21 protein-coding genes are annotated in these 23,814 nt (G+C 37.7%); 19 read left to right on the top strand and 2 right to left on the bottom strand.

The genetic code is table 11. The features are described 5' to 3' along the window. Window positions 1–41: 41 nt before the first annotated feature. From FNLLGLLA_RS05815 to ade, 3 genes are all read left to right on the top strand, one after another. On the top strand, window positions 42–1,214 hold the full coding sequence (locus FNLLGLLA_RS05815) for a phosphopentomutase (RefSeq protein WP_077708360.1): 1,173 nt from the start codon (window positions 42–44) through the stop codon (window positions 1,212–1,214). 233 nt (window positions 1,215–1,447) lie between these two features. Next, window positions 1,448–2,761 (top strand): NCS2 family permease, encoded by a 1,314-nt coding sequence (locus FNLLGLLA_RS05810; protein WP_174892309.1) that lies wholly within the window; start codon window positions 1,448–1,450, stop codon window positions 2,759–2,761. 13 nt (window positions 2,762–2,774) lie between these two features. Then, on the top strand, window positions 2,775–4,448 hold the full coding sequence (gene ade / locus FNLLGLLA_RS05805) for an adenine deaminase (protein WP_174892308.1): 1,674 nt from the start codon (window positions 2,775–2,777) through the stop codon (window positions 4,446–4,448). Window positions 4,449–4,563: 115 nt separating this feature from the next. On the opposite strand, the gene FNLLGLLA_RS05800 is transcribed toward ade, so the two are convergent. Further along, window positions 4,564–6,768, bottom strand: coding sequence for an RNA ligase (locus FNLLGLLA_RS05800; RefSeq protein WP_174892307.1), 2,205 nt, complete (start codon window positions 6,766–6,768; stop codon window positions 4,564–4,566). A 141-nt stretch (window positions 6,769–6,909) separates the two neighbouring features. Beyond that, the gene (gene rpsT / locus FNLLGLLA_RS05795; protein ID WP_004692998.1) at window positions 6,910–7,170 is read right to left on the bottom strand and encodes a 30S ribosomal protein S20; all 261 of its coding nucleotides are present in this window, start codon (window positions 7,168–7,170) and stop codon (window positions 6,910–6,912) included. A gap of 267 nt (window positions 7,171–7,437) precedes the next feature. Between rpsT and polA the strand changes: the two genes are divergently transcribed. From polA to FNLLGLLA_RS05715, 16 genes are all read left to right on the top strand, one after another. After that, window positions 7,438–10,059 carry a DNA polymerase I gene (gene polA / locus FNLLGLLA_RS05790; RefSeq protein ID WP_174892306.1) on the top strand — a complete coding sequence of 874 codons (2,622 nt, stop codon included), beginning with the start codon at window positions 7,438–7,440 and terminating at the stop codon, window positions 10,057–10,059. Between the two features lie 29 nt (window positions 10,060–10,088). Then, complete coding sequence (gene coaE / locus FNLLGLLA_RS05785) at window positions 10,089–10,691, top strand: dephospho-CoA kinase (protein ID WP_004693000.1); 603 nt, start codon at window positions 10,089–10,091, stop codon at window positions 10,689–10,691. A 161-nt stretch (window positions 10,692–10,852) separates the two neighbouring features. Continuing rightward, window positions 10,853–11,407 carry a lytic transglycosylase domain-containing protein gene (locus FNLLGLLA_RS05780; RefSeq protein ID WP_004693001.1) on the top strand — a complete coding sequence of 185 codons (555 nt, stop codon included), beginning with the start codon at window positions 10,853–10,855 and terminating at the stop codon, window positions 11,405–11,407. Continuing rightward, the gene (locus FNLLGLLA_RS05775; RefSeq protein WP_004693002.1) at window positions 11,391–12,086 is read left to right on the top strand and encodes a hypothetical protein; all 696 of its coding nucleotides are present in this window, start codon (window positions 11,391–11,393) and stop codon (window positions 12,084–12,086) included. Before FNLLGLLA_RS05780 ends, FNLLGLLA_RS05775 begins: the two co-directional genes overlap by 17 nt. A gap of 262 nt (window positions 12,087–12,348) precedes the next feature. Continuing rightward, the gene (locus FNLLGLLA_RS05770; RefSeq protein ID WP_004693003.1) at window positions 12,349–12,807 is read left to right on the top strand and encodes a ribosome maturation factor RimP; all 459 of its coding nucleotides are present in this window, start codon (window positions 12,349–12,351) and stop codon (window positions 12,805–12,807) included. Window positions 12,808–12,824: 17 nt separating this feature from the next. Continuing rightward, on the top strand, window positions 12,825–13,901 hold the full coding sequence (gene nusA, locus FNLLGLLA_RS05765; protein WP_004693004.1) for a transcription termination factor NusA: 1,077 nt from the start codon (window positions 12,825–12,827) through the stop codon (window positions 13,899–13,901). Between the two features lie 2 nt (window positions 13,902–13,903). Next, the gene (gene rnpM, locus FNLLGLLA_RS05760) at window positions 13,904–14,173 is read left to right on the top strand and encodes an RNase P modulator RnpM (RefSeq protein ID WP_004693005.1); all 270 of its coding nucleotides are present in this window, start codon (window positions 13,904–13,906) and stop codon (window positions 14,171–14,173) included. A gap of 12 nt (window positions 14,174–14,185) precedes the next feature. Next, a complete protein-coding gene (locus FNLLGLLA_RS05755; protein ID WP_004693007.1) occupies window positions 14,186–14,491 on the top strand; it encodes a L7Ae/L30e/S12e/Gadd45 family ribosomal protein in 306 nt (101 codons plus the stop codon). Between the two features lie 15 nt (window positions 14,492–14,506). Beyond that, the gene (gene infB / locus FNLLGLLA_RS05750) at window positions 14,507–16,969 is read left to right on the top strand and encodes a translation initiation factor IF-2 (protein WP_004693008.1); all 2,463 of its coding nucleotides are present in this window, start codon (window positions 14,507–14,509) and stop codon (window positions 16,967–16,969) included. A 9-nt stretch (window positions 16,970–16,978) separates the two neighbouring features. Continuing rightward, window positions 16,979–17,335, top strand: a complete 357-nt coding sequence (rbfA, locus tag FNLLGLLA_RS05745) for a 30S ribosome-binding factor RbfA (RefSeq protein WP_004693011.1) — start codon at window positions 16,979–16,981, stop codon at window positions 17,333–17,335. 17 nt (window positions 17,336–17,352) lie between these two features. Next, window positions 17,353–18,294 (top strand): DHH family phosphoesterase, encoded by a 942-nt coding sequence (locus tag FNLLGLLA_RS05740; protein ID WP_174892305.1) that lies wholly within the window; start codon window positions 17,353–17,355, stop codon window positions 18,292–18,294. Between the two features lie 2 nt (window positions 18,295–18,296). Continuing rightward, window positions 18,297–19,238 carry a tRNA pseudouridine synthase B gene (locus FNLLGLLA_RS05735; protein WP_012864262.1) on the top strand — a complete coding sequence of 314 codons (942 nt, stop codon included), beginning with the start codon at window positions 18,297–18,299 and terminating at the stop codon, window positions 19,236–19,238. A 2-nt stretch (window positions 19,239–19,240) separates the two neighbouring features. Continuing rightward, on the top strand, window positions 19,241–20,173 hold the full coding sequence (locus FNLLGLLA_RS05730) for a bifunctional riboflavin kinase/FAD synthetase (RefSeq protein WP_021148068.1): 933 nt from the start codon (window positions 19,241–19,243) through the stop codon (window positions 20,171–20,173). A gap of 13 nt (window positions 20,174–20,186) precedes the next feature. Beyond that, the gene (locus FNLLGLLA_RS05725; protein WP_174892304.1) at window positions 20,187–20,951 is read left to right on the top strand and encodes a shikimate kinase; all 765 of its coding nucleotides are present in this window, start codon (window positions 20,187–20,189) and stop codon (window positions 20,949–20,951) included. After that, on the top strand, window positions 20,951–23,104 hold the full coding sequence (gene recD2 / locus FNLLGLLA_RS05720) for an SF1B family DNA helicase RecD2 (RefSeq protein ID WP_174892303.1): 2,154 nt from the start codon (window positions 20,951–20,953) through the stop codon (window positions 23,102–23,104). The genes FNLLGLLA_RS05725 and recD2 overlap by 1 nt, the downstream gene beginning before the upstream one ends. After that, window positions 23,104–23,799 (top strand): ComF family protein, encoded by a 696-nt coding sequence (locus FNLLGLLA_RS05715; protein ID WP_156697503.1) that lies wholly within the window; start codon window positions 23,104–23,106, stop codon window positions 23,797–23,799. The genes recD2 and FNLLGLLA_RS05715 overlap by 1 nt, the downstream gene beginning before the upstream one ends. The last annotated feature ends 15 nt before the right edge of the window (window positions 23,800–23,814 follow it).

The following is a 23,814-nucleotide window of genomic DNA, read 5'->3' as shown; positions in this document are numbered from 1 at the left end:
ATTATATGAGTAAATAATCTTATATAAGTTTAGGAGTACATATGTATAATCGAATTATTCTACTAGTAATGGATAGTGTCGGTATAGGGCATGCAGCCGATGCGATTAAATTCGGCGATGAAGGTTCGAATACATTAGGACATATCGAAGCTGTAGCAGGACCTATTCGCTGTCCAAATTTAAAATCCATAGGTTTAGCTAATATTGCCGATATTTCAGCGTTTGATGAGCCTGTTATTGGTGCTTATGGTCGTATGGCTGAAACGAGTTCCGGCAAAGATACGACAAGTGGTCATTGGGAGATGATGGGGCATCCTGTAACGGTACCATTTCCGACATTTTATGAAGGATTTCCGAAGGAACTGATGGATACTTTCACAAAAGAAACGGGATATGGATTTCTTGGTAATGAGGTAGCCTCTGGAACAGAAATTATTGAACGCCTCGGAGAAGAACATATAAGAACAGGTAAGCCAATCGTTTATACATCGGCGGATTCTGTCTTTCAAATTGCTGCTCATGAGGATATCATTCCTTTAGAAGAGTTGTATCGCATGTGTCAAATTACACGCGATAAGGTATGTGTCGGTGATTATTATGTGGGGCGCATCATAGCTCGGCCTTTTGTTGGTACACCAGGGCATTTTGTACGTACTTCAAATCGTCATGACTATAGTCGCATGCCTGAAAAGAAAATGGTGCAACAAGAGTTACAAGACGCAAACATTTCGACAGTGGCAGTTGGCAAAATCGGCGATATTTATGCTCATGTTGGCTGGGATGCATCATATCCGACAAAGTCTAACGCGCATGGTATGAACGTAGTTCCTTATCTATTGGGCCAAAGCTTTGCACGGGGGTTCATGATGGTCAACCTTGTTGAATTTGATAGTCTGTACGGTCATCGGCGTAATGTAGAAGGATATAAGCGTGCTATTGAAGACTTTGATTACCAATTAGGTGGTTTGTTGGACTTGCTTAAAGATGACGATTTACTTCTCATCACCGCAGATCATGGAAATGATCCGACTTGGAAAGGTACAGATCATACGAGAGAAATGGTGCCTTTGCTAGCTTATAGTCCAAGTATGAGTCATTCAGTAGCTTTGGGTGATAGACATAGTTTTGCAGATATAGGGGAAACCATATTGCAAAACTTTGGATTGAAACAATGGGGGATTGGGACTTCATTTTTAGATTCTCTGAAGGGATAGATCTAGATTTTATATTTATGTAGAGTTGAATAGCTTTACATTATTGATTTTATAAATAATTACATATGCGAAATACTGCAGTATATATTTACTTTAATTGAGTTAAATACATACTGCGGTATTTTTTTATAGAGTAGATTTTAATAAAAAACAGGAAATTCTTACTTATATGTGGAAATATATAAGTATAAAAGAATACACCCATAATCGTAAGTACGAGAGGAGGAATCATTATGAGAGAACAAGTACAAGGTAGTGTATGGGACAAAGTATTCAAGATTTCAGAACGGGGCTCATCCGTATCGAGAGAGTTATTTGCGGGGGCCACTACATTTCTTTGCATTTCTTATGTATTAGCTGTAAATCCTGCTATTCTTGGCGCTGCCGGTATGGATGTAGGCGCCGTATTCACGGCAACGGCTGTTAGTGCTATTATTATGACATTATTGCTAGCTTTATATAGCAATATGCCATTCGCCGGCTTATCTGGTATGGGTATCAATGCATTTTTTGCTTACACTATTGTGGTCCAAATGGGACATAGCTTTGCCTTTGCGTTAACGGCTCAATTAATCGCAGGTTTAGCATTTTTACTAATCGCAGTTACACCGTTAAAAGAATATCTGTTTAATGCCATACCGCATACGATTAAATTGGCTGTAACAGCGGGCATCGGCTTGTTTATCGCTCTCATTGGTCTTAGTAGTGCAGGACTTATCGTCAGCAATCCTGCTACTATTGTGAGCATTGGGGACTTACAGGCGCCATCTAGCTTGATATCCATTTTGGGAATCATATTAATCGCCGTTTTTACGGGGCGCAATGTAAAAGGAGGAATATTTCTAGCCGTTATAATTGCTGCGGTTGTTGGGTTCTTCTGTGGGATTACAAAGTTGCCGTCGACGATATTTTCTATGCCACCATCGTTGGCACCGATTTGGTTTCATTATGATATGAGCGAACTTTTATCTGTAGATATGGTTTTTGTGGCCTTTACGTTCTTGTTCGTTAATTTATTTAATGTAGTTGGCGTATTGATTGGTCTTACAAATCAAGCTGAGGTGCCTCAAGATAAACAGTTGGGTGTACAAAGCTCTTGTATGAAAGTATCTGCATTAGGCACTATCATTGGTAGTGCACTAGGTACATCTCCTCACATTGTAGCTGTTGAATCGGCAGCGGGTATCGCAGAAGGCGGCCGTACAGGCTTGACCGCTTTAACCATTGCAGGACTCTTTATAGCATCCTTATTTTTAGCGCCGTTACTCATGGTTATTCCTGTAGCGGCTACTGCTCCGGTACTTATCGTAGTAGGTCTATTTATGATGGCCTCTGTTAAAGATATAAACTTCGGTGATATTTCTGAAGGATTACCAGCATTCTTAACTATAATTATGATGCCTTTTGCTTATTCCATAGGTGTAGGTATTGAATGGGGTCTCATCAGTTATGTATTAATTAAGGTTCTGACTGGGAAATATCGAGATGTTTCTGGTGTCATGTATTTCTTGGCGCTCATTTTCATTTTGAAAGAAATCTTTATGTAAGGAGGATCCTTATATGATACAATTTAATGCAAAAATTTCTCGACAGGCACAGGGGCTGGACAAGGCTTCTGTCGTATTGAAGGGGGCATCTGTTTTAAATGTATTCACCGATGAATGGGTGAAAGCAGATATTGCCGTTCATAATGATACGATTATAGGTGTTGGTACTTATAGTGGTGAAACAGAATATGATTATAGCGGTAAATATATAGTACCTGGCTTTATCGACAGTCATCTACATTTAGAGTCTACATTAGTAAATCCTAAGGAATTAGTCTTTGAAGCATCTCAAGTAGGGACTTTAGGCTTTATAGTAGATCCTCATGAAGCAGGCAATGTTGCAGGTATTGCAGGTGTTGAGTACATGATCAATGAAACTGCATCGGCTCAAGGTGATGTGTATGTTATGGCTCCATCCTGTGTGCCCGCTGTACCAGGTGAAGATAATGGCGCTATTCTAGATGGAGATATGTTACATAAGCTACAAGCTAATCCACGTATTTTAGGATTAGGTGAAGTCATGGACTGTTATAGTGTTATCAATAGTGATCCTTACATGATGAAAAAGTTAGATTACTTTAAAGATACAATTATGGATGGTCATATTATTGGACTTTCACTAGAGCAACTAGCAAGCTATCGTTTGGCAGGCATTACTACAAATCATGAATGTATTTCCTACGAAGAAGCAAAAGAGCAAGTTAAAAATGGCATCTATGTATGGATTCGTGAGGGCAGTGCGGCTCATAATCTAGACTCCATTGTGAAAGGGCTTGTAGAAGAACAAGGGAATACGGAACGTTATGGTTTCTGTACAGATGATAAACATATTGAGGATATTCGTTCAGAAGGCCATATCAGCTATAATATTCGTCGTTCTATTGAACTGGGACTGACACCAATCCAAGCTTATAAAATGGCCTCCACTCATCCGGCATCATGCTACGGTTTGAAACATTTAGGCGCTATTGCGCCCGGCTATAGTGCTAATCTTGTAATTCTTAATGATGAACAACGCGTAGATATTCACGAGGTGTTTTATAAAGGAAAACAGATTGAACGTGTTCTCGTAAGAGAAGAGAAGATTGTACCAGCTGAATTACTGCATACGATTAATATAGGTGCTTTCACAAAAGAAAAATTAGACGTTTTTGTTGAAGGTCCGCAAGCGATTATTAATATCGTGCCTGGGCAAATAGTTACACAAAAAACGGTTGAAAAGGTTCCTGTTGAAAATGAATTGTTTAAACCAAATGCTGAGTACAATAAAATAACTTGTATCGAGCGGTATAAAGCATCTGGTAGAAATGGTGTCGGTATTTTGAAAGGCTTCAATTTAAAAAATGGTGCTATTGCGTCATCCTTTGCACATGATTCACATAATCTGATTGTTGTTGGCGACAACGATGCAGATATGATGGTCGCTATTGAGCGTATTCGCGAAATTGGCGGCGGATATGTCATTGCTAGTGAAGGCAAAGTAGTAGAGGAACTAGCTCTTGAAGTAATGGGCTTAATCACAAATCGACCTCACGAAGAAGTAGATGCAAAAGTGGCTAAGATGAAAGATATTGCTTACGGTATGGGCGTGCCGAAAGGCCTAGATCCTTTTATTAATTTGAGTTTCCTTGCATTAACTGTAATTCCAGAAATTAGAATAACTACTACAGGTGTGATGGAGTTCTAGTATTAAGTTTGATGAAAAGTTAATATAAAAAGGGGCTGTAACAGAATGTGGTTTTACCACATTCTAGTTGCAGTCCCTTTTGCTTTTATCCTTAAAACAGGATGAGTTTATTTAATTATAGCAAGCCTTGATTTTCCATCATATCTTTAATATCAAGAATGGTAGATTTACATACTACATCATAATCTAATGAACCAAGGAAGTCTGCAAATTTAGTGTCATCTTCATTTTTACAGTTTCCATATGGAATTTTACCAAATTTTTGATATGGCTCTAGAATGCGATTTCGTTTGTGTTTCCACATATTGTAATAAGGACCTTTGAATTTAGTCATAAAACCATTGCTATCGACTAATACAAAGCCTTCAGATTCATGGAATGAATTCAGCTCCTCATTTATGATGGCTTGAAGCTCATCCATGGTAGAAACTTGTTGAACTGTTTTAACAATGGAAATCAAGTCAGTGTCATATTTTTGTAGGATTGTATAAAGTTCAGATAATTTTTCTCTAGAGAATGGGACATCTATATGTTTACCATTTACGTCTAGAGTATTTTGAATCATATCGAGCACATAGAGATGATCTTGGTCGTATTTAATGATATGAGTATCCTCTTGGCTGATGACTTCAAACATCATAGAGCAGCTATTACGTGCTAATAAATCTTTGATTTCTGCTTGTAAGCCTTCCGGTAATCTATGGAATAGGTTTTTAAATAAATCCACATGTATACCCTCTGTTGTAGATTTAGAGGCAAATACTAATTCTTCGTTGATAACGCCAAGAATGGTAAGGTAACCATTTTCTTTAGTTCTAATTTCAACTGGGAAGGAGAGAGTATTAGCTAGATTATCTAACTCTGTTTCTGGGCGCTCACCAAGATTAAAGAATTTATTATAACTACGTAATTTCACATCTCCTGTAATTCGATCCACAAATAATCCACGAGCTTGTACTGTACTTTCATTCCATAATCGTTTATGAAATACACGAGAGGTAAAGTTTAAGGAATATAGGTTAGGGAAACACTGTTTTACTTTTACTAATTTTGAATTGCCAATAATATTAATATCTTCATTTTGTGTGAAGATGACATGTTGTGTCATATTTTGGAATTCATGGCGCATATAATCTTTATCATATACATCATTTTTTATTCCATTTTTTGTGAAAGTATTAGCTGTGATATCAATGTATTTTAGTTCTCCACCAAACTCAACTTCTCCTTCCAAACAGAAGGAGTACTTTCCATCTGGAACGCCACGATGACCGTGAATTTGAATGAAGTCCTGACACATGTTTTGCTCGTAATTAGTATCATAGATATTAGCGATATTTGTTTCGTAAGCTCCAAACCCATTAATAAAGGTTGAGGTAGCTATGAAGGTCATGTTGGGCACATAGGAGATACCACCATGGGAAACTAAATATTTTTTGCCATGAAAGCTAAATGGATAACATTGACGAAGTGATTTATAAAAGAGTCGCAGTTCTCGTTGGAGTGATTCCACTTCTTTTTTCGTCATATCCTTTATGATAGGTGCTACCACATCTTTCATAAAGCGTTTGGAACGATTTAAATTTGTATGGAATGCAAAGTTTGCAATATGTCGTTCGTGATTGCCTTCTAACATAATTGTATTAGGCAATGTGCTGAGACGCATCATTTCGTACATCATTTCTTTGTTTTCAATACCGCGTTCTAAATAGTCACCGCAGAAGATGTATAATGTTTTTTCATCCCATGGTGTAATAGCTTGTTGTAATGCGGTGTAGCAACCGTGAATATCACCGATAACACGCACTCGATCATATCTATTTGTTAGATTAACCGTGAAGTAATTGTTGATTTCATCAATGGAGTTAATTTTTTTACAAAACTTTGGTAATGTACTTGTTTTAATCATTTTGTACATACGATGAATGACTTGCTCTGGCACGCGTTTGTAATCGGCGCGAGCCGAATTACGGGCCAAGCAATCCTCCAAGGATGTATCTGGTTCATAGTAATATACAGTATATTTATATTTATTAAGCAATTCTTTGTAAGCATTAACAGCTTTAGATGTAGTGTGGGTAGCATCTAAGACGACAAAGTCGCCATTGCTCATTCGTTTTTCTAAACAATCTAGTAGGAGCTTCCATGCTGGACCATTATCCTCTTGTGAAATATACCAGCCGTTCTCACTAAGGGAAGGGCTACGTAAAAGCATACGGAAATGATCGGCTTCAAGGGTGTAAGCCTCAAGATTGTTGTCACGAATCCACTGAGACTTACCACTAGCAGGAGCACCACGCATTAATAATAGTGTTCTCATAGTAATAGTCCTCTAATCTGCCCATAGGGCGTAATAATATAACTGTATAACAAACGAAAAATATTTTATGATTAAATAGAAAAGGCCATAAAAAAACAGTCTCAACGGATCCCCGAGAGACTGTCTTGCTTGCTTTTAAAATTATAAAGCGTTTACTTTAGCTGCAAGGTTAGATTTTTTGCGAGCTGCAGTGTTTTTATGAAGTACACCTTTGGAGGCTGCTTTATCAATTACGCTAGTAGCATGAACAAGTGCTTGTTTTGCTTCTTCTACTGCGCCTGCTTGAACAGCTTCAACGGTTTTACGAGCTGCTGTACGAATTTGAGATTTTACAGCGGCGTTTTTCGCACGACGTTCAGCATCCGTTTTTACGCTTCTAATACTGGATTTAATGTTTGGCAATTGAGTCACCTCCTTAAAAATCGTTTCTTATACCTGAATGATTATATCATACCAAATATTGATACGCAAGGACTTTTCAGCCCAATATTTTCCTTAATGACATGATTTGTAAAACATTTTCTACTGTTTATTAACGAAAGCATATATGTGGTTTTTAAAATCAGATTACTTATTCATTTTCTAGTGGAACAATATATTAATTTTTATTTATAAAAGTTAAAAGGGTCCTTATGTTATAATGAAGAATAGAATTAAGTGAGGTGTATTATGAAAAAATTAATGATTATAGATGGCAGCAGTTTGTTATTCCGTGCATTTTTTGCATTACCACCATTAAAATCCGCTTTGGGAACACCAACCAATGCAGTATATGGTTTCTTAACAATGCTCATTAAATTGTATGAAGAAATTAATCCTGACTATATTGCTGTAGCTTTTGATAAAGGTCGTCAAACATTCCGTACTGAAATGTATAGTGAATACAAAGGAAATCGCCCAGATGCACCTGAGGATTTGCGTCCACAATTTAGTTTAATTCAAGATGTATTAAAAGCATTGGGCATTTGTGTCATCGAAGAAGAAGGCTTTGAAGGGGATGATATTCTTGGATCTTTAAGTAAAAAGTTTGGAGCCCCTGAAATGGCTGTCCAAATTATTACAGGTGACCGCGATAATTTACAGCTTGTAACAGAACATAGTCATGTGTTCTTAAATAAAAAAGGTATTTCTGATATGTTAGAAGTTACTCTAGATAATATGGAGGAGCTTTATGGTTATGGTCCTGATAAGGTTGTCGAAATGAAGGCGCTTATGGGTGACTCTTCCGATAATATTCCAGGTGTACCAGGCGTAGGTGAGAAAACAGCGCTTAAATTAATTACCGAATATGGCAATCTTGAAGCTGTATACGAACATATTGAAGATATTTCTGGTAAGAAATTAAAAGAGCGCCTTGTAGAGAATAAAGAGTTAGCCTTCTTATCTCGTGAATTAGCAACAATAAAAACAGATATGGAGTTATCTTATAAAGTGGAAGATTTTGTACAAAACTTCCATACCTCTGAAGTACAGCCTTTATTTGAAACTTTAGGCTTCACTAAATTAACACCTCGCATTGTTCAAGTAATGGGGGGCGAGGAAGCAGCTTTTGGAGATCCAGGCTCTTTATTTGCACCACAAGAGGAGATTTCCTTAGATGATTTAGCAGATGCTAAAGCATTAACAGCCGACTTCTATAAAGATAAGACGGTAGCAGTACATGTTATATTAGATGGAAAAACACCATTTAGAACGGTAACGAATACGTATCTATCTAATGGTGATACTATTGTAAAAACAGATGATACTAAAGCTGTTTTAGCCGTATTACAAGGTGCTAAATTCATCGTTACAACTCAAACTAAGGAGATTATTGAAGCCTTTGGTGCAGCTGTGCCAGCTGAGATCTCTTTGTTTAATGCTGATAAAACTGCTCGTGTTCACGATATGTCTCTCATTGCGTATTTATTAGATCCTACACGTACTAATTATGGATATCTATATCTAACTGAGCGCTTCTCTGTGCCTAGCATTGCTAGCGGTAGTATAGACGTAGAATGCGCGTCCATGGTGAAAGCATTACTCGCTATGAACGAAGCAGCTTGTGAATCTGCACGTCGTGAAGAGTTATGGTCTTTATATGAAACGATTGAGTTGCCTTTAATCCATACTTTAGTTGTGATGGAGAAGAATGGTATCTATATCGATACAGAGAAGTTGGCGGAAACAACGGCTCGCTTTAAAGAGGAACTAGCTCAAGTACAAGATGAGATTTATGAACTAGCTGGAGAAACTTTCAATATCAATTCACCTAAACAATTGGGTGTAATCTTGTTTGAAAAGATGAACTTGCCAATCATCAAGAAAACCAAAACTGGTTATTCTACAGATGCAGAAGTACTGGATATGCTTCGTCACGAAAGTCCGATTGTTGAAAAAATCTTGGCATACCGTTCTGTTGCTAAATTAGTATCTACCTATTGCGAAGGTTTGGCAGTTCTCATCAATGATAAAACTCGTCGTATTCATACGACTTTCAATCAAATGGTTACGGCTACAGGTCGACTTAGCTCATCTGATCCGAACTTGCAAAATATTCCTGTTCGTACCGAAAAAGGCCGTGAAATTCGTGCCTTATTCTATCCAGGTGCTGGATATGATACATTGGTGAGTGCTGATTACTCCCAAATTGAGTTGCGCATTTTAGCTCACTTATCTGGCGATGAAGCATTGATTAAAGCCTTCGTAGAAGGTAAGGATATTCATCGCTTTACAGCGGCAGAGGTACTTGGTAAAGCTCAAGATGATGTAACTAGTGAAGAACGTTCCCATGCGAAGGCTATTAACTTCGGTATTATTTACGGTATTTCTGACTTTGGGTTATCTCGTGACCTTGGTATTACACGTGGTGAAGCTAAAAACTATATTGATCTTTACTTTAGCCGTTATCCTAAGGTTAAAGAGTATATGGATCGAATGGTTCAAGAGGCTCATGAAACTGGCAAAGTTCGCACTATGTTTGGTCGTCAACGTGAGTTACCTGATATCAATAGTCGTAACTTTAACCGTCGTTCCTTTGCTGAGCGGACCGCAATGAATACGCCAATTCAAGGTACCGCCGCAGACATCATTAAGTTAGCTATGAATCAAGTGGAGCAAAAGTTAGAAGAACAAAACTTTACGTCTCGACTCTTATTACAAGTGCATGACGAACTAGTACTTGAAGTGGTGAACTCTGAATTAGAAGCTATAGAAGAGTTACTACGTAGTACAATGCAGTCTGTTGTAGAGTTACAAGTGCCTCTTATTGTAGACGTACACCATGCAGAAAACTGGGCATTAGTAAAGTAATATGTATTTATAATTAATAGAAGGTATATATGTTTAAAATTGGCTTAACTGGTGGCATCGCATCGGGCAAAAGTACAGTTCTTACATATTTTAAGGATAAAGGTATACCATATATCGATGCTGATATTGTGGCTCGTGAAGTTGTTGAGCCTGGTACAAAGGGTTTAGAAGCAGTTGTAGATGCATTTGGAACCGATGTATTGCGCGATGATGGGACATTAAACCGAGAAGCATTAGGAGCTATTGTCTTTCATAATGCAAAAAAGCGCCAACAATTGAATGGTTGTTTAAAGGAGCATATTCAAAATCGAATTATGGAACTTACAGCTCATTATGAGGAGCTACATACACCAGTTTTACTATATGATATCCCTTTACTTATCGAGGGAGAATGGTATACCATGATGGACGAGGTGTGGCTCGTATATGTGAATGAGTCGACTCAAATTGAGCGCTTAATGAGCCGCAATGGATTGACTGAGGAGGAGGCATTGGCTCGTATTAATAGTCAAATGTGTCTTGAGGATAAACGGTCTTACGCGGATGTAATTATTGACAATAATGGTACACCTTTAAATTTAAGGGAACAATTAGATAACATTTGGGATGAGCGCATCGAATCAGTTTTATAAGAACCTCAATGATAGTCATTTTATGTGTCAAAATTGGTATATAAAAATTACTATTAAATGGTATAATAAGCCCATAAAACTTCGTATAATATTAACCTAGTATTTTGTTATATTTTATATCTTGGTGACTATGTATAGTTTCTATATAGAAAGGGGGATATATGAAACGTGCAACGGCAACAGCACTATCTTGTGTCGTACTAGGATGGTTTTATTTTACATATCTAGATGACCATTTGGCGCGTCAGATTGCGTATCCCTTTAACTATAAAGAGGAAGTTATAGCTGCAGCTGAGAAAGAGCAGGTACCTCCATCTTTGGTAGCTAGTGTTATCTTAGCAGAAAGCAAGTATAAAAACACAGCGGAGTCTGAAACGGGGGCTCTTGGATTGATGCAACTCATGCCAGATACGGCTCGTTGGGTGGCACAGCAAGTGGGGCATGGTAACTATACAGATCGTCAACTTAAAGAGCCTACTATAAATATTGAGTTAGGTACATGGTATTTAGGTCACTTGTTAAAGGAATTTAATGGTGATCAGGTGTTAGCATTAGCTGCTTACAATGCTGGTCGTGGTCATGTGGAATCGTGGCTTCGTGAAAATAACTGGAATGGAATGGTCGATACGATTCCGTTCCCTGAGACCCGTAGCTATGTAAAGGCGGTCTTACAGTATCAAGAAAGATATGAGGCGTTATATGGAAACAATTATTGAAGCTTGTAAAGCCTTAGACTATTCTTGGTTACCTCAAACTGTTGACGGCTTTACGTTAGTTACATCTACTGAAAGTGACTATACAATATTAGCTAATCGTATTAGTGCTGGTGAAGACGTATTAAAGGTGCCTATTTTCCACTATCAAAATGAATTGGGGTGGCGTTGGTCTGCCTTATATGATAAAGAGGTAGAGGACTATACAGTACATATAGAAATGCCACTATTTTCCTTTGTGGACATTTCTTTTGTGCGAGCCGATTTAGAGTCTTTTTGGACAGGGCTACAAGAACGATGTGTAAAAGGGTTAACCAATATGTTAATAGAACCTGCTAATAATTTTACTTTTACTTATCGTCGCCGAGGGATTCCTGAATGGGACTTCTCACAAGTTATGCCTGAGGAGTTAGAAGGTTTTGTACGCGATATTGATCCAGCCCATGCGATTCGCATGATTAATGGGTCTTTTATCATCGGCGAATACCACAAGATGGATGAGTGTACAGGCTTACTATTGTATTATAATGAATTGCGTGATGAATACTTTGCGGAACTTCGCTATAAAAGCTATCCAGAAATCGACCATCATTTAGATGCAAAAAATCTAGATGATTTAGCAGTGCTATTGCGTGAGCATTTAGGTGCTATACTAAAAGGCTTGAATGAGCGCATTGATTAAAGTTTGGATAGATTTAACTATGCTATTTTTTGTCATTTTTTGTTTTTATAGAATGACTTATGTGGGATTGGTTTCTTTAATACCCATTCAAAAGCGTAGAATTTGTATATACACAGCAAATGTGATATACTATATATGACTTTTATATAATCTTTTAAAAGAGTGGGCTTATGTCCACTCTTTCATTTATGATTAGCTCAATTTTAGAGTATTTAGAATCAAGAGATATATACAAGATGTAGTAAGTAAGGAGGCGATGGCTATGAAAAGAGAAGCAGTGGAGGAGTTTGTATCCTCTGTAGTTGAAGGTATTATAGCCGGCACCGATATGGAACTCGTCGATGTAGACTATGTACGTGAACGGGATTGGTATTTACGTGTCTACCTTGATAAACCAGGTGGTGTAGATTTGGATGACTGTCAGTTGGTGAGCGAAAAATTAAGTGCTGTCCTCGACGAAAAGGATCCAATTACGGAAAATTATTTATTGGAGGTATCTTCTCCTGGCCTTGATCGAGTTCTAAAGAAAGATAAGGATTTAGTTCGGTATAATGGCCGTGATGTAGATATTCAGTTGTTTAAGCCTGTTAATGGCAGTAAACAATTTACTGGTGCATTACAAGGTTTTACGGACACATCTATCGACTTTACTATTAATGGTGAAAGCATAACATTTGAACGTTCTGCTATTGCACAAATTCGATTACATCTTGATTTTTAATATATGGAGGCATACGAGTGAGTCAAGAATTAATTCAAGCGGTAATGGTGCTTACAAAACAAAAAGGTTTTGCTCCTGAGGTTATTTTTGAATCCTTAGAGGCTGCATTACTGCAAGCATATCGCAAAGAACCAACATCTAATCCAGATGCGTACGTTGTGATTGACCGCGAAACAGGTGTTTATAAAGTAATGGCCAAAAAACAAGTTGTGGAAACTGTTGAATTGCCTGAAACAGAAATTAGCTTGTTGGATGCTCGCAAAAAAGATAAGCGTTTTGAGATTGGTGATGTAGTAGAAGTCGATGTAACTCCTGCTAACTTTGGTCGTAGTGCTGCCCATACTGCAAAACAAATGCTTATTCAACGTTTGAAAGAGGCTGAGCGCAGTGTAGTATATGAGGAATACTACAGTCGTGAAGGTGATATCATCACTGGTGTTATTACACGTGTCGAAGGTAAAAATGTGTTTATCGACCTTGGTAAAACAGAAGCAATTTTACCTCCAACAGAGCAAATTGCTACTGAAACATACCGTGAAGGGGATCGTATTAAATGCTATATCGTAGAGGTTAAGAAAACTACGAAAGGCCCTCAAATTATGATTTCTCGTACACATCCAGGTCTATTAAAACGTCTATTTGAATTAGAGGTTCCAGAAATCTTTGAAGGCGTAGTAGAGCTTAAGTCTGTAGCTCGTGAACCGGGGATGCGTTCTAAAATCGCCGTATATAGTCGTGATGAAAATATTGATCCTGTAGGTGCTTGCGTAGGTCCTAAAGGGCAACGTGTACAACATATTGTTGATGAATTACACGATGAAAAAATAGACATTGTTAAATGGGATGAAGATCCAGCAATTTATATTGCTAACTCCTTAAGCCCTGCGAAGGTTGTATCGGTAGATGTAAGCGAAGAAGAAAAAGCTTCTTATGTAGTCGTACCTGATTATCAATTATCTTTAGCTATTGGTAAGGCTGGTCAAAATGCTCGTTTAGCTGCTAAGTTGACTAACTGGAAAATTGATATTAAAAGCGAAACTCAAGCTGCTGAAGAACCTTTCACAGGTTTTGGCAATGCTGAGGATGGTGAATAGTCATGAAACCAAAATCCCAACCTATGCGTACTTGCGTAGGATGTGGTGAACCTAAGGCAAAACGAGAGTTGATTCGCGTAGCCTTGAGTCCAGACGGCAATATCACTATTGATCGCAGCGGTAAAGCACCAGGACGTGGAGCTTATTTATGTGAGTCTATGTCGTGTTTTGAGCAGGCTTATAAGGCAAAACGATTAGAACGATCATTAAAACATAGTGTATCTAAAGAGATATACGAAGCATTACAACGTGATTTACAAGAGAATGAGTAATCACTGATATACATGAATGAAGATAAAATTTTGAATCTCTTAGGCTTAGCACAACGAGCAGGAAAAGTTATTTCTGGTGATTTTATCGTAGAAAAAGCTATAAAGAGAAAGGAACCGAAATTGGTACTTCTCGCTGGTGACTGTGCAGCCAATAATGAAAAGAAATATACTCAATTAGCAGAAACCCATCACATTCCACTTCACAGTATTGCCAATAAAGAGGCTTTAGGAACGGCCATTGGTAAGGAAGTTAGGGTAGTAGTTGCCGTACTAGATGATGGATTTGCAAAGGCATTACTTAAAGAGATTGATCGATAATAAGGGGGTATGTAGATGTCCAAAAAGCGCGTTCATGAAATCGCCAAAGAGTTCGGCGTAGAAAGTAAGCAGGTCATTTCTATCTTGCAACAAAATAATATCAATGTTACGAAAGCAGTTAATTCTGTAGATGATTCAGGTTATGAAATTGTAAAAAAACAATTAGGTAAAAAATCTGAAGCTCCTAAAGTAGCACAAAAAATAGAAAAAAAGGTAGAACAAAAGTCTGCTCCTGCAGCTCATAAACAAGAAGTTGCGTCACATAAACAACATCCAAATCGTTCTAACGAACAGAAAAAAGATAAACATAAACAATCTGGTCAAAAACAAGACGATCAATCTAAACAAAAGGATCATAAAAAAGGCAATGTACGTCATGTACAAATCTCTGAGCCTACACGCAAATCCGATGGTAACCAACATGGTGGAGACCGCGCTAACAATCGCCCTAATAATACCCGCAATAATGATAACCGTAATAACGTTCGTTCTAATGATGCGCGTAATAATGATAATCGCAACAACGATAATCGTAATAACGACAACCGCAATAACGATAACCGCAATTCTAATAATGATCGCCGTAACAAGAAAAATAAAAAAGGTGGCAATAACCGCCCTCAATCCTTGTTATCTACATCTATGCAAAAAAAGAAGAATCGCGTAAAACATCGTAACGAGCAGTACTTACAGCAAAAAGCAGAAGCTGAACGTAAAGCTGAAGCAGCAATTGCTACAGAAATTGAATTGAGCGGTCCTTTAACTGTTAAAGAATTAGCTGAAAAAATGGGTCGTGAAGTATCTGAAATCATCAAGAAATTGATGCTTTTAGGTGTTATGGCCAGCATTAACCAAGAGGTTGATGTAGATACAGCTACTATTGTAGCTGAAGAGTTCGGTGTAACTGTAACTGAAGTAGAACCAGAAGAAGATCCTACAGATGTTATCGAAATTGAAGATGCACCAGAAACGTTAAAACCACGTCCTCCTGTAGTAACTATTATGGGTCACGTTGACCATGGTAAAACATCTTTGTTGGACGTAATTCGTCAAACTAATGTAACAGCTGGCGAAGCTGGTGGTATCACTCAACATATCGGTGCGTACCAAGTTCGCTACAAGGATAATAAAATCACATTCCTTGACACACCTGGTCATGAAGCGTTTACTGCTATGCGTTTACGTGGTGCAAAATCTACAGATATCGCAGTTCTCGTAGTAGCTGCTGACGATGGAGTAATGCCACAAACTATCGAGGCCATTAATCATGCGAAGTCTGCAGATGTACCTATTATTGTAGCCATCAACAAAATGGATAAACCAGGTGCTAACCCAGACCATGTTAAACAACAATTGTCTGAACATGGTCTTTTACCAGAAGAATGGGGTGGCGATGTCATCATGGTTCCTGTATCTGCTAAACAAAAACAAGGTATTGATGACTTACTTGAAAATATTTTGCTTGTAGCAGAGGTTATGGAATTGAAAGCGAACCCTAACCGTAAGGCATATGGCGTAGTTATCGAGGCTCAACTTGATAAAGGTCGTGGTGCTGTATGTACTGTCTTGGTACAAAAAGGTTCTCTTCGTGTAGGTGATACAGTACTTGCTGGTACTGCATACGGTAAAGTACGTGCCATGACAAATGAGCGCGGTGAAAAAGTAAAAGTTGCTCGTCCGTCTATGCCGGTAGAAATTTTGGGCTTCTCCGAAGTTCCACAAGCCGGTGAAATTATAAATGGTATGGATGACAACGAAGCACGTGCAATTGCTGAAAAACGTATTGCTAAGCAACGGGTTCAAGAATTGCAAGCTACACATAAAGTTACATTAGATGATATTTTCAACCAAATTCAACAAGGCGAGTTGAAGGATCTTAATATTATCATCAAAGCCGATGTTCAAGGTTCTGTAGAAGCATTGCGTCAATCTTTAGAAGGCATCAAAAACCCTGAGGTTCGTATTGTTATTGTTCATGCTGCAGTAGGTGCCATTAATGAATCGGATATCATGTTGGCATCTGCATCTAATGCGATTGTAATGGGCTTTAATGTACGCCCTGATGCTAATGTTCGACGTGCAGCGGAACAAGAAAAGGTTGACTTGCGTACATATCGTGTAATTTATGATGCTATCAATGACGTTGAATCTGCTATGCGCGGTATGTTGGCGCCTCAATTTAAAGAGGTTGTCGTAGGTCGTGCAGAAGTGCGTCAGGTTATTTCCACACCAAAGGCTATTGTAGCTGGCTCTTATGTAACAGAAGGTCGTATTACTAACGACTCTGAAGTTCGTTTAATTCGTGACGGCATCGTTGTATTTGAAGGTAAGGTTGATTCTTTACGTCGATTTAAAGATGAAGTTAAGGAAGTTAAAACATCCTTTGAATGTGGTATCTCCTTAGAAGGATACCGCGACATCAAGGAAGGCGACGTTATTGAAGCTTACTTGATGGAAGAAATTGCACCTCAATTATAGGAGGTTTATATGAGTGATGTTCGTGTCAGAAAATTACAAGAATTTATCAAACAAGAGGTAAGTCAAATGTTGATGCGCGGATTGAAAGATCCGCGTATCGGCTTCACTACTATTACCGATGTTCATGTAACAGGTGATTTACGTGAAGCTACGATTTATGTCTCCTTGTTTGGTTCCGATAAGGAAAAAGAAGATACCCTTATCGCATTAAAGCATGCAGCAGGTCATATTCGTACAGAGCTTGGTAAAGTACTTAAATTACGCCATATTCCTTCCATCACCTTTGATAAGGATACGTCTTTAGACTATAGCATGCATATTGAATCCCTTTTGAATGAAATCAAAAAGGATGAAGAAATAAATTAACAAAAAGGATACAGAACATGAGTAAGATTACTATTAATCAATTACATATGGCTCTGTGTGAAGCTAATTCTATTATGCTAACCGTCCATATTAGACCTGATGGTGATGCTATTGGGTCCATGGTAGCCTTTTACGAAGCCCTTGTAGGACAAGGTAAAACTGTATATATGGTAGTGGATGATGTAGTTCCTGAGAAGTACACATTCTTACGATATACGGACCACATTCATGATGTAGCGTATTTTGAAACTAATCCAGTTGATATTGATATGCTTATGGTTTTGGATGCTAGCACGTATGAGCGAATTGGCAAAGTAGGTGCACTTTGGAGTGCACCTATTTTTAATATAGATCACCATATTTCTAATACAGAATTCGCGGACCATCTATATTTAAAGCCTGACTTTGCTGCTACTGGTGAAATTGTTACCGACTTATGTACAAAATGGAATTGGCCTATCACTGAGTCTATGGGTATCGCGTTATATATGGCGATAGCTACGGACTGCGGTTTCTTTAAGTTTAGTAATACTACGGCGAATACCCTTGAGATGGCTGCTAAATGTGTAGCTGCAGGGGCTAGACCAAATGTTATTTCTGAAACCATTGAAGCCGTATCTGCCAGTCGCTTAGAATTAACAAAACAAGTTATGCAAACTATCGAGTTTCATAAAAATAATACAGTGGCCACTATCGAGCTAAATCGTGATACCATGAATATTCTTGGCGATGATACAGATGGTTTTGTAGACATTATTAGAAATGTTGATACTGTAGATGTGGCAATTTTATTAAAAGCAGAAGCTGATAATAGAACACGTGTAAGTTTACGTTCTAAAGGTATTGATGTGAACGCTGTAGCAAGCCATTTTGGTGGAGGTGGTCACATTCGTGCTGCTGGGTGTACTATTAATTTGCCGTTACAAGAAGCAAAACAGGCTCTCATTGAGGTGATTTAATAATGGATGGCATTTTACCATTTTTAAAACCTCCTGGTATTACGAGTCATGATGCCGTTGCTATTTGTCGTCGTATTTTAAAAGAAAAGCGCATTGGTCATAGTGGTACATTAGATCCTATGGCTTATGGTGTATTGCCTGTATTTCTTGGCAAGGCTACTCGCCTTATAGAATACACCGAGGATTTTGATAAAACTTATGTAGCAGAATGTAAATTGGGTACTTTTACAGATACTGAAGATAGCTCAGGACAAACTGTATTGCCAGATACTAATATGGTATTGCGTGATGGCGTTGTATTGAATCAAGCTATTCAATCTACAGAGATCTCAGCAACTATGGTTAAACCAAGCTTTGAAGAACTGGTTAGTATCTTGAAAAAATTTGCAGGTATTCAGGACCAAAGACCGTCTAAGTATTCAGCTATTAAAGTAAACGGCATTCGAGCTTATGAATATGCCCGTAAAGGTATTCCTGTGGAGCTACCATTACGCCAAATTCATATTAAAAATATTGAGCTCATTGCTTATGGATTCCCTTTTTTCACGGTTCGCGTGACATGCACAGGGGGGACTTATATTCGCTCATTATTACGCGATATTTGTATTGCTTTAGGTATTCCTGGCACTATGACTTCTTTGGCACGTACTCAAGTAGGGCCTTTTGACATCGGTTCCGCTAAGATGGCTGAAGAGATAATGCTACATGGTAAAAGCCTTTTGTTACCAACGGATGCGGCGGTTTCTCATCTTTCAAAAGTGACTGTAAATAGTGTACAATTAAGGATGATGGTGCAAGGGAAGGAATTACCTATTGAAAGGGAATTTTCTTTTACCGAGCCAGATAATTTTTATAGAGCCTATGGACCTCTTGGTTTCATAGGTATTATGAGACGAACAAACCACTCATTAAAGGTGGAAAAAAATATTTTTATTGAAGGATAAGTATGAAGCAAATACATTCGTTTGATGAACTACGCCAAATCAAAGATACAAAAGTATATGCCCTTGGTACCTTTGATGGCATTCATCGAGGTCATCAACGAGTTATACGTAAGGCTGTTGAAGAGGCTACATCAGTCAATGGCGTAAGTATTATCATTACCTTTGAACATCATCCGTTGACTATATTACATCCAGAACGAGTACCTAAACGGGTGATTCAAGAAGAGATTATGGATACTGTGCTAGAAGAGCTCAAAGTTGACTATATTTTACGATTACCTATGACTGAAGCATTATTAAAAATGACTGCAGATGAATTCTTACATGATCTCTGCAATGATATGAATGTGGAAGCTATTGTAATTGGTGAAAACTTTACATTTGGTGCAAAGGGGCTTGGCAATCCAGAATATATGAAAAAAGTGGTAGCGGATAAGAATATACGAGTTCTTGTACAGCCTTTACTGCCATGTGATGGTCGTAGTACACCTATTTCTAGTACAGAAATTAGAAAGGCTATTCATGAGGGACGTTTGGAGGATGCAAATCATTGGCTAGGTAGGCCATTCCAGTTTAAAGGAACTGTGATTAAAGGTGATCAACGGGGACGCACATTAGGATTTCCAACATTAAATCTATTACTTCCTAATGAAATGGCTACACCTCCAGATGGAGTCTATGCTAATCGTGTATGTATTGGTGGTATTTGGTATGATGGGGTAGGCAATATTGGAGATAATCCAACCTTTAGAAATCAGTACCATAGATGTGAAGTACACGTTTTTAACTTTGACCAGGATATATATGGAAAAGAAGTGATTGTACAGTTCATTTCTTATATTAGAGGAGAAGTTAAATTTAATAACTTACAAGACCTTATCGATCAAATGAAGGTAGATGAAGAACAGGCTCTAGCTATTTTAGCTAATGCATAAAAAGGGGGTTCTCATGGATATTAAAGAAGCTCGAAAACAGATAGATAGTATTGATTCTGTATTAGTTACGGAGTTTGAAAAGCGACTCACATTGATTAAAGAAATTGGTAAATATAAGGATGAACATCATTTACCACTTATTGATGAAGAACGGGACGAAAGTATCATTGCTTTACATACTCAAAATTGTAAAGATAAAGTTTTAGCACCTTATGTTGAAAATTATATAAAAACCGTCGTTTCTATGAGTAATGAGTTCTTAAAAGAACACATGCATAAGCATATTTTTCTCATTGGTATGCCTGGCGCAGGTAAGACTACTGTTGGTAAGGTTCTAGCTAAAGAGTTGGGGCGAGATTTTTTTGACTTAGACCAAACGATTCAAGACAAAGTGGGTAAATCTGTTCAAAATATCTATATTTACGATGGTAAAGATGCTTTTAGTGAATATGAATATACTACAATTAAAGAATTAATTCATAACAAACCATCTGTTATTGCTACCGGTGGCGGTACTGTTACCTATGACAAAACTGTAAAATTGATGCGCAATAATGGTCTTGTTGTATTTGTTAATCGCGATGTGAATCATATTTTAGATGATTTGGATTTGGAGATTCGTCCGCTTGTAAAAGAAAGTATCGAATATATTTTTAATGTATATGAAGAACGATATCCTTTATATGAAGAAGTAGCACATATTAAAATTGGTAACGAAGGCAGTATTACCGATGCAGTGCAAGAAATTATTGAAGCTTTGCCGAATACGGAGAAATAATGGACGCCATACGAGGATTTGTATACCGAACTATATATGAGAATACACAACGTACATATTGCGTGTTTATCCTAAAAGATTATAATGAGGAATACATTACTTGTACTGGCAAATTTGAGTCTCCTAAAGAAGGGGAAGACATCGAAGTACGGGGCCGCTATGTAGAACATGAAAAGTACGGCCGCCAATTTGATGCGAGCAGTGTTGAAAAGTTAAAACCTGATAATATGGGTGCTGCCAAGACTTATTTGTTGAATCTAGGAATAAAAGGTTTTGGTGAAAAATCCGTAGAGAAGGTACTAGAGTATTTCGGTATTCGTATTTTAGAAATTTTACGGGAAGAACGTCCAGAAGAGATTAAAGATATTCCAGGTCTCCGAAAGAGTGTTAAGGATGAGCTATTCAATACCTTACTTGGCGAAGGTATTTTATCTGATTTAAATCATTTTTTTGAAAGTCATCACATTTCATCGAAATGGAGTCGTATTGTATATACCTATTATGGTGTGCAGTCCGTCGCAGTTATAGAGGATAATCCTTATACATTATTACGTGTAGCACCGGATATGCTCTTTGGTACGGCCGATACACTAGCAGAGCATCTTGGTATTAATGGTAGTGATACACGCCGTTTAGAGGCTGGTTTAGAATGGATTCTACGTAGTTTAGATAATCAAGGTCATACATGTTTACCAGTAGACCAACTTATCGGTCGACTTGACGATTTATTACAAACTGATGTAGATGATATTGCGAACTTTATTGAAAGCCTGCTGGAACAAGGTGCACTGTATAGTACGTATTATGAAGATATCTTATATATCTATCCGCCAGAGATGTATGTTTCTGAAGTGGAAGGGGTCAACTATACTCGTGAGTTTCTATTACAAGCTGATCCAATAGCATTAGATATTTCTAGTTTTATTGAAAAGTTTGAACGAGACAACTACATTACTTTTGGTGATGCTCAAAAAGAAGCTATACAGCTCTCATTTTTTGAAAAGTTTTCTCTTATAACTGGTGGTCCTGGTACAGGTAAAACAACTATCATCAAGGCGCTAGTAAAAGGTTTCCAACTCGGTGGATTGGGGCGCATTATACTTTGTGCTCCTACGGGACGTGCTGCAAAGCGTCTGACCGAGGCCACTGAGTTTGAAGCTACTACAATTCATCGTCTATTGGTACCTGTTCAAGGTAGTGACTCCTATGACTTTACAAAGAATGAAGATGATCCTCTAGATATAGATGTCATTATCATCGATGAAGCATCTATGCTTAATGTGCGTTTATTCTATTCTTTGATGGCTGCTATTCCAAAGGAAGCCCATGTCATTATTGTGGGTGACGTAGATCAATTACCACCTATAGGTGCTGGGTTCGTATTAAAAGATTTATTAGATAGTGATTGTGTGCCCTATACACGACTTAATCAGATTTATCGTCAAAGCTCTGGTAATACTATCGTTGAAAGTGCTTACGCAATTAACCGTGGTGAAATGCCTAACCTGGAAGGTGTGAGCGAAGAGTTTTCTTTTATTCCTGTTAAATCTTATGATATGATGATGAAAGCCATCATTGATGTATATAAACGTGAACAAGAGACGATAGAGGATGAATTAGATATTCAAATTATTTCTCCTATGCGCCGTGGTGAAGCAGGTAGTACATTGATATCACAATATGTACAACAAGCCGTAAACCCTCCAGACAGCTATAAGGGAGAAGTTCGTGTCAATGGCATTACGTATCGCGTTGGGGATAAGGTTATTCAAATTCTCAATGATTATGAGTTAGAAGTGTTTAATGGCGAAATTGGCGTTATCTATGCTATTACGCGGACCGATATTTGTATTCGATTTATCCATAAAGAGGTTCGTCTACCTATCGATGAAGCACATATGATTATGCCTGCTTATGCTATTACAGTTCATAAGAGTCAAGGCAGTGAGTATGGTGTAGTTATTATTCCATTTGTTCCACGTTATGGTGGCATGTTACAACGTAATTTGTTGTATACTGCTGTTACACGGGCAAAGCGTAAAGTAATCATCGTTGGTACTACGAGCGCAGTTGAACGTGCTGTGCGTACTGTTAATGCCGATGAACGTTACACATTGTTTAAAGAACGACTACAAGGGAGATGTGATTCGTAATGAGTCTTTGGGATTTCTTATTTCCACCTGTATGCCCTCACTGTGGTGCACCTGTGGCAACACAAGGAGATTGGTGTAAAGCTTGTTTTACAGATTTATTACATATTCGTCATATACCACATAAATTTTTACACTATGTAGATGATGTATGTGTGTTGGCCGAATATCGTGGTGGTCTAAAGTCTATGATTTACGATGTAAAATTTAATGAAAAAAAGGAGCAGTCCAAAGGGGCCGCTCCTTTTTTAGTATCGTACAACTTTTACATGAAATATAATGAGTCTAACATTGTGAACAGTAATTGTAAAATTATGTATGATTATATTGTTCCCGTACCATCTAGCGAAAAGAAAAAAGCTAAGAGAGGATATAATCAAGTAGATTTATTCTTTCTTGAATGGGCTCATTCTTTATGGGAGATAGATAGAAAAAAATTTAAATGGTTAGATTGTATATACAAGTTTGATACTTCTCGAGATATGTGGAGATTAACAAATAAAGAAAGACATCAAAATATTGATGATGCCTTTGTTATATGTGCTGATTATAAGGATATTGATTTTACCAATAAGAATATATTAATTGTTGATGATATATATACTACAGGTGCGACAATTGAAGCTGTAGCAAAAGTCTTACAAAAGCATAAAGCGCTACGCGTTGATGCCCTTACGCTGGCTAGTGGTAGTTTCTAATCTTTATTACTAAAT

It is taken from the genome of Veillonella parvula (assembly GCF_902810435.1).
Lineage (GTDB): Bacteria > Bacillota > Negativicutes > Veillonellales > Veillonellaceae > Veillonella.
This window is presented reverse-complemented; position numbering and strand designations above follow the sequence as displayed.

Coding starts and splice junctions, on each gene's coding strand:
- FNLLGLLA_RS05725 (WP_174892304.1), top strand. CDS start 20,187: ATGGATATTAAAGAAGCTCGAAAACAGATAGATAGTATTGATTCTGTA.
- FNLLGLLA_RS05815 (WP_077708360.1), top strand. CDS start 42: ATGTATAATCGAATTATTCTACTAGTAATGGATAGTGTCGGTATAGGG.
- ade (WP_174892308.1), top strand. CDS start 2,775: ATGATACAATTTAATGCAAAAATTTCTCGACAGGCACAGGGGCTGGAC.
- FNLLGLLA_RS05740 (WP_174892305.1), top strand. CDS start 17,353: ATGAGTAAGATTACTATTAATCAATTACATATGGCTCTGTGTGAAGCT.
- polA (WP_174892306.1), top strand. CDS start 7,438: ATGAAAAAATTAATGATTATAGATGGCAGCAGTTTGTTATTCCGTGCA.
- rbfA (WP_004693011.1), top strand. CDS start 16,979: ATGAGTGATGTTCGTGTCAGAAAATTACAAGAATTTATCAAACAAGAG.
- rnpM (WP_004693005.1), top strand. CDS start 13,904: ATGAAACCAAAATCCCAACCTATGCGTACTTGCGTAGGATGTGGTGAA.
- FNLLGLLA_RS05780 (WP_004693001.1), top strand. CDS start 10,853: ATGAAACGTGCAACGGCAACAGCACTATCTTGTGTCGTACTAGGATGG.
- FNLLGLLA_RS05770 (WP_004693003.1), top strand. CDS start 12,349: ATGAAAAGAGAAGCAGTGGAGGAGTTTGTATCCTCTGTAGTTGAAGGT.
- FNLLGLLA_RS05755 (WP_004693007.1), top strand. CDS start 14,186: ATGAATGAAGATAAAATTTTGAATCTCTTAGGCTTAGCACAACGAGCA.
- recD2 (WP_174892303.1), top strand. CDS start 20,951: ATGGACGCCATACGAGGATTTGTATACCGAACTATATATGAGAATACA.
- FNLLGLLA_RS05730 (WP_021148068.1), top strand. CDS start 19,241: ATGAAGCAAATACATTCGTTTGATGAACTACGCCAAATCAAAGATACA.
- FNLLGLLA_RS05715 (WP_156697503.1), top strand. CDS start 23,104: ATGAGTCTTTGGGATTTCTTATTTCCACCTGTATGCCCTCACTGTGGT.
- FNLLGLLA_RS05775 (WP_004693002.1), top strand. CDS start 11,391: ATGGAAACAATTATTGAAGCTTGTAAAGCCTTAGACTATTCTTGGTTA.
- FNLLGLLA_RS05800 (WP_174892307.1), bottom strand. CDS start 6,768: ATGAGAACACTATTATTAATGCGTGGTGCTCCTGCTAGTGGTAAGTCT.
- FNLLGLLA_RS05735 (WP_012864262.1), top strand. CDS start 18,297: ATGGATGGCATTTTACCATTTTTAAAACCTCCTGGTATTACGAGTCAT.
- FNLLGLLA_RS05810 (WP_174892309.1), top strand. CDS start 1,448: ATGAGAGAACAAGTACAAGGTAGTGTATGGGACAAAGTATTCAAGATT.
- infB (WP_004693008.1), top strand. CDS start 14,507: ATGTCCAAAAAGCGCGTTCATGAAATCGCCAAAGAGTTCGGCGTAGAA.
- coaE (WP_004693000.1), top strand. CDS start 10,089: ATGTTTAAAATTGGCTTAACTGGTGGCATCGCATCGGGCAAAAGTACA.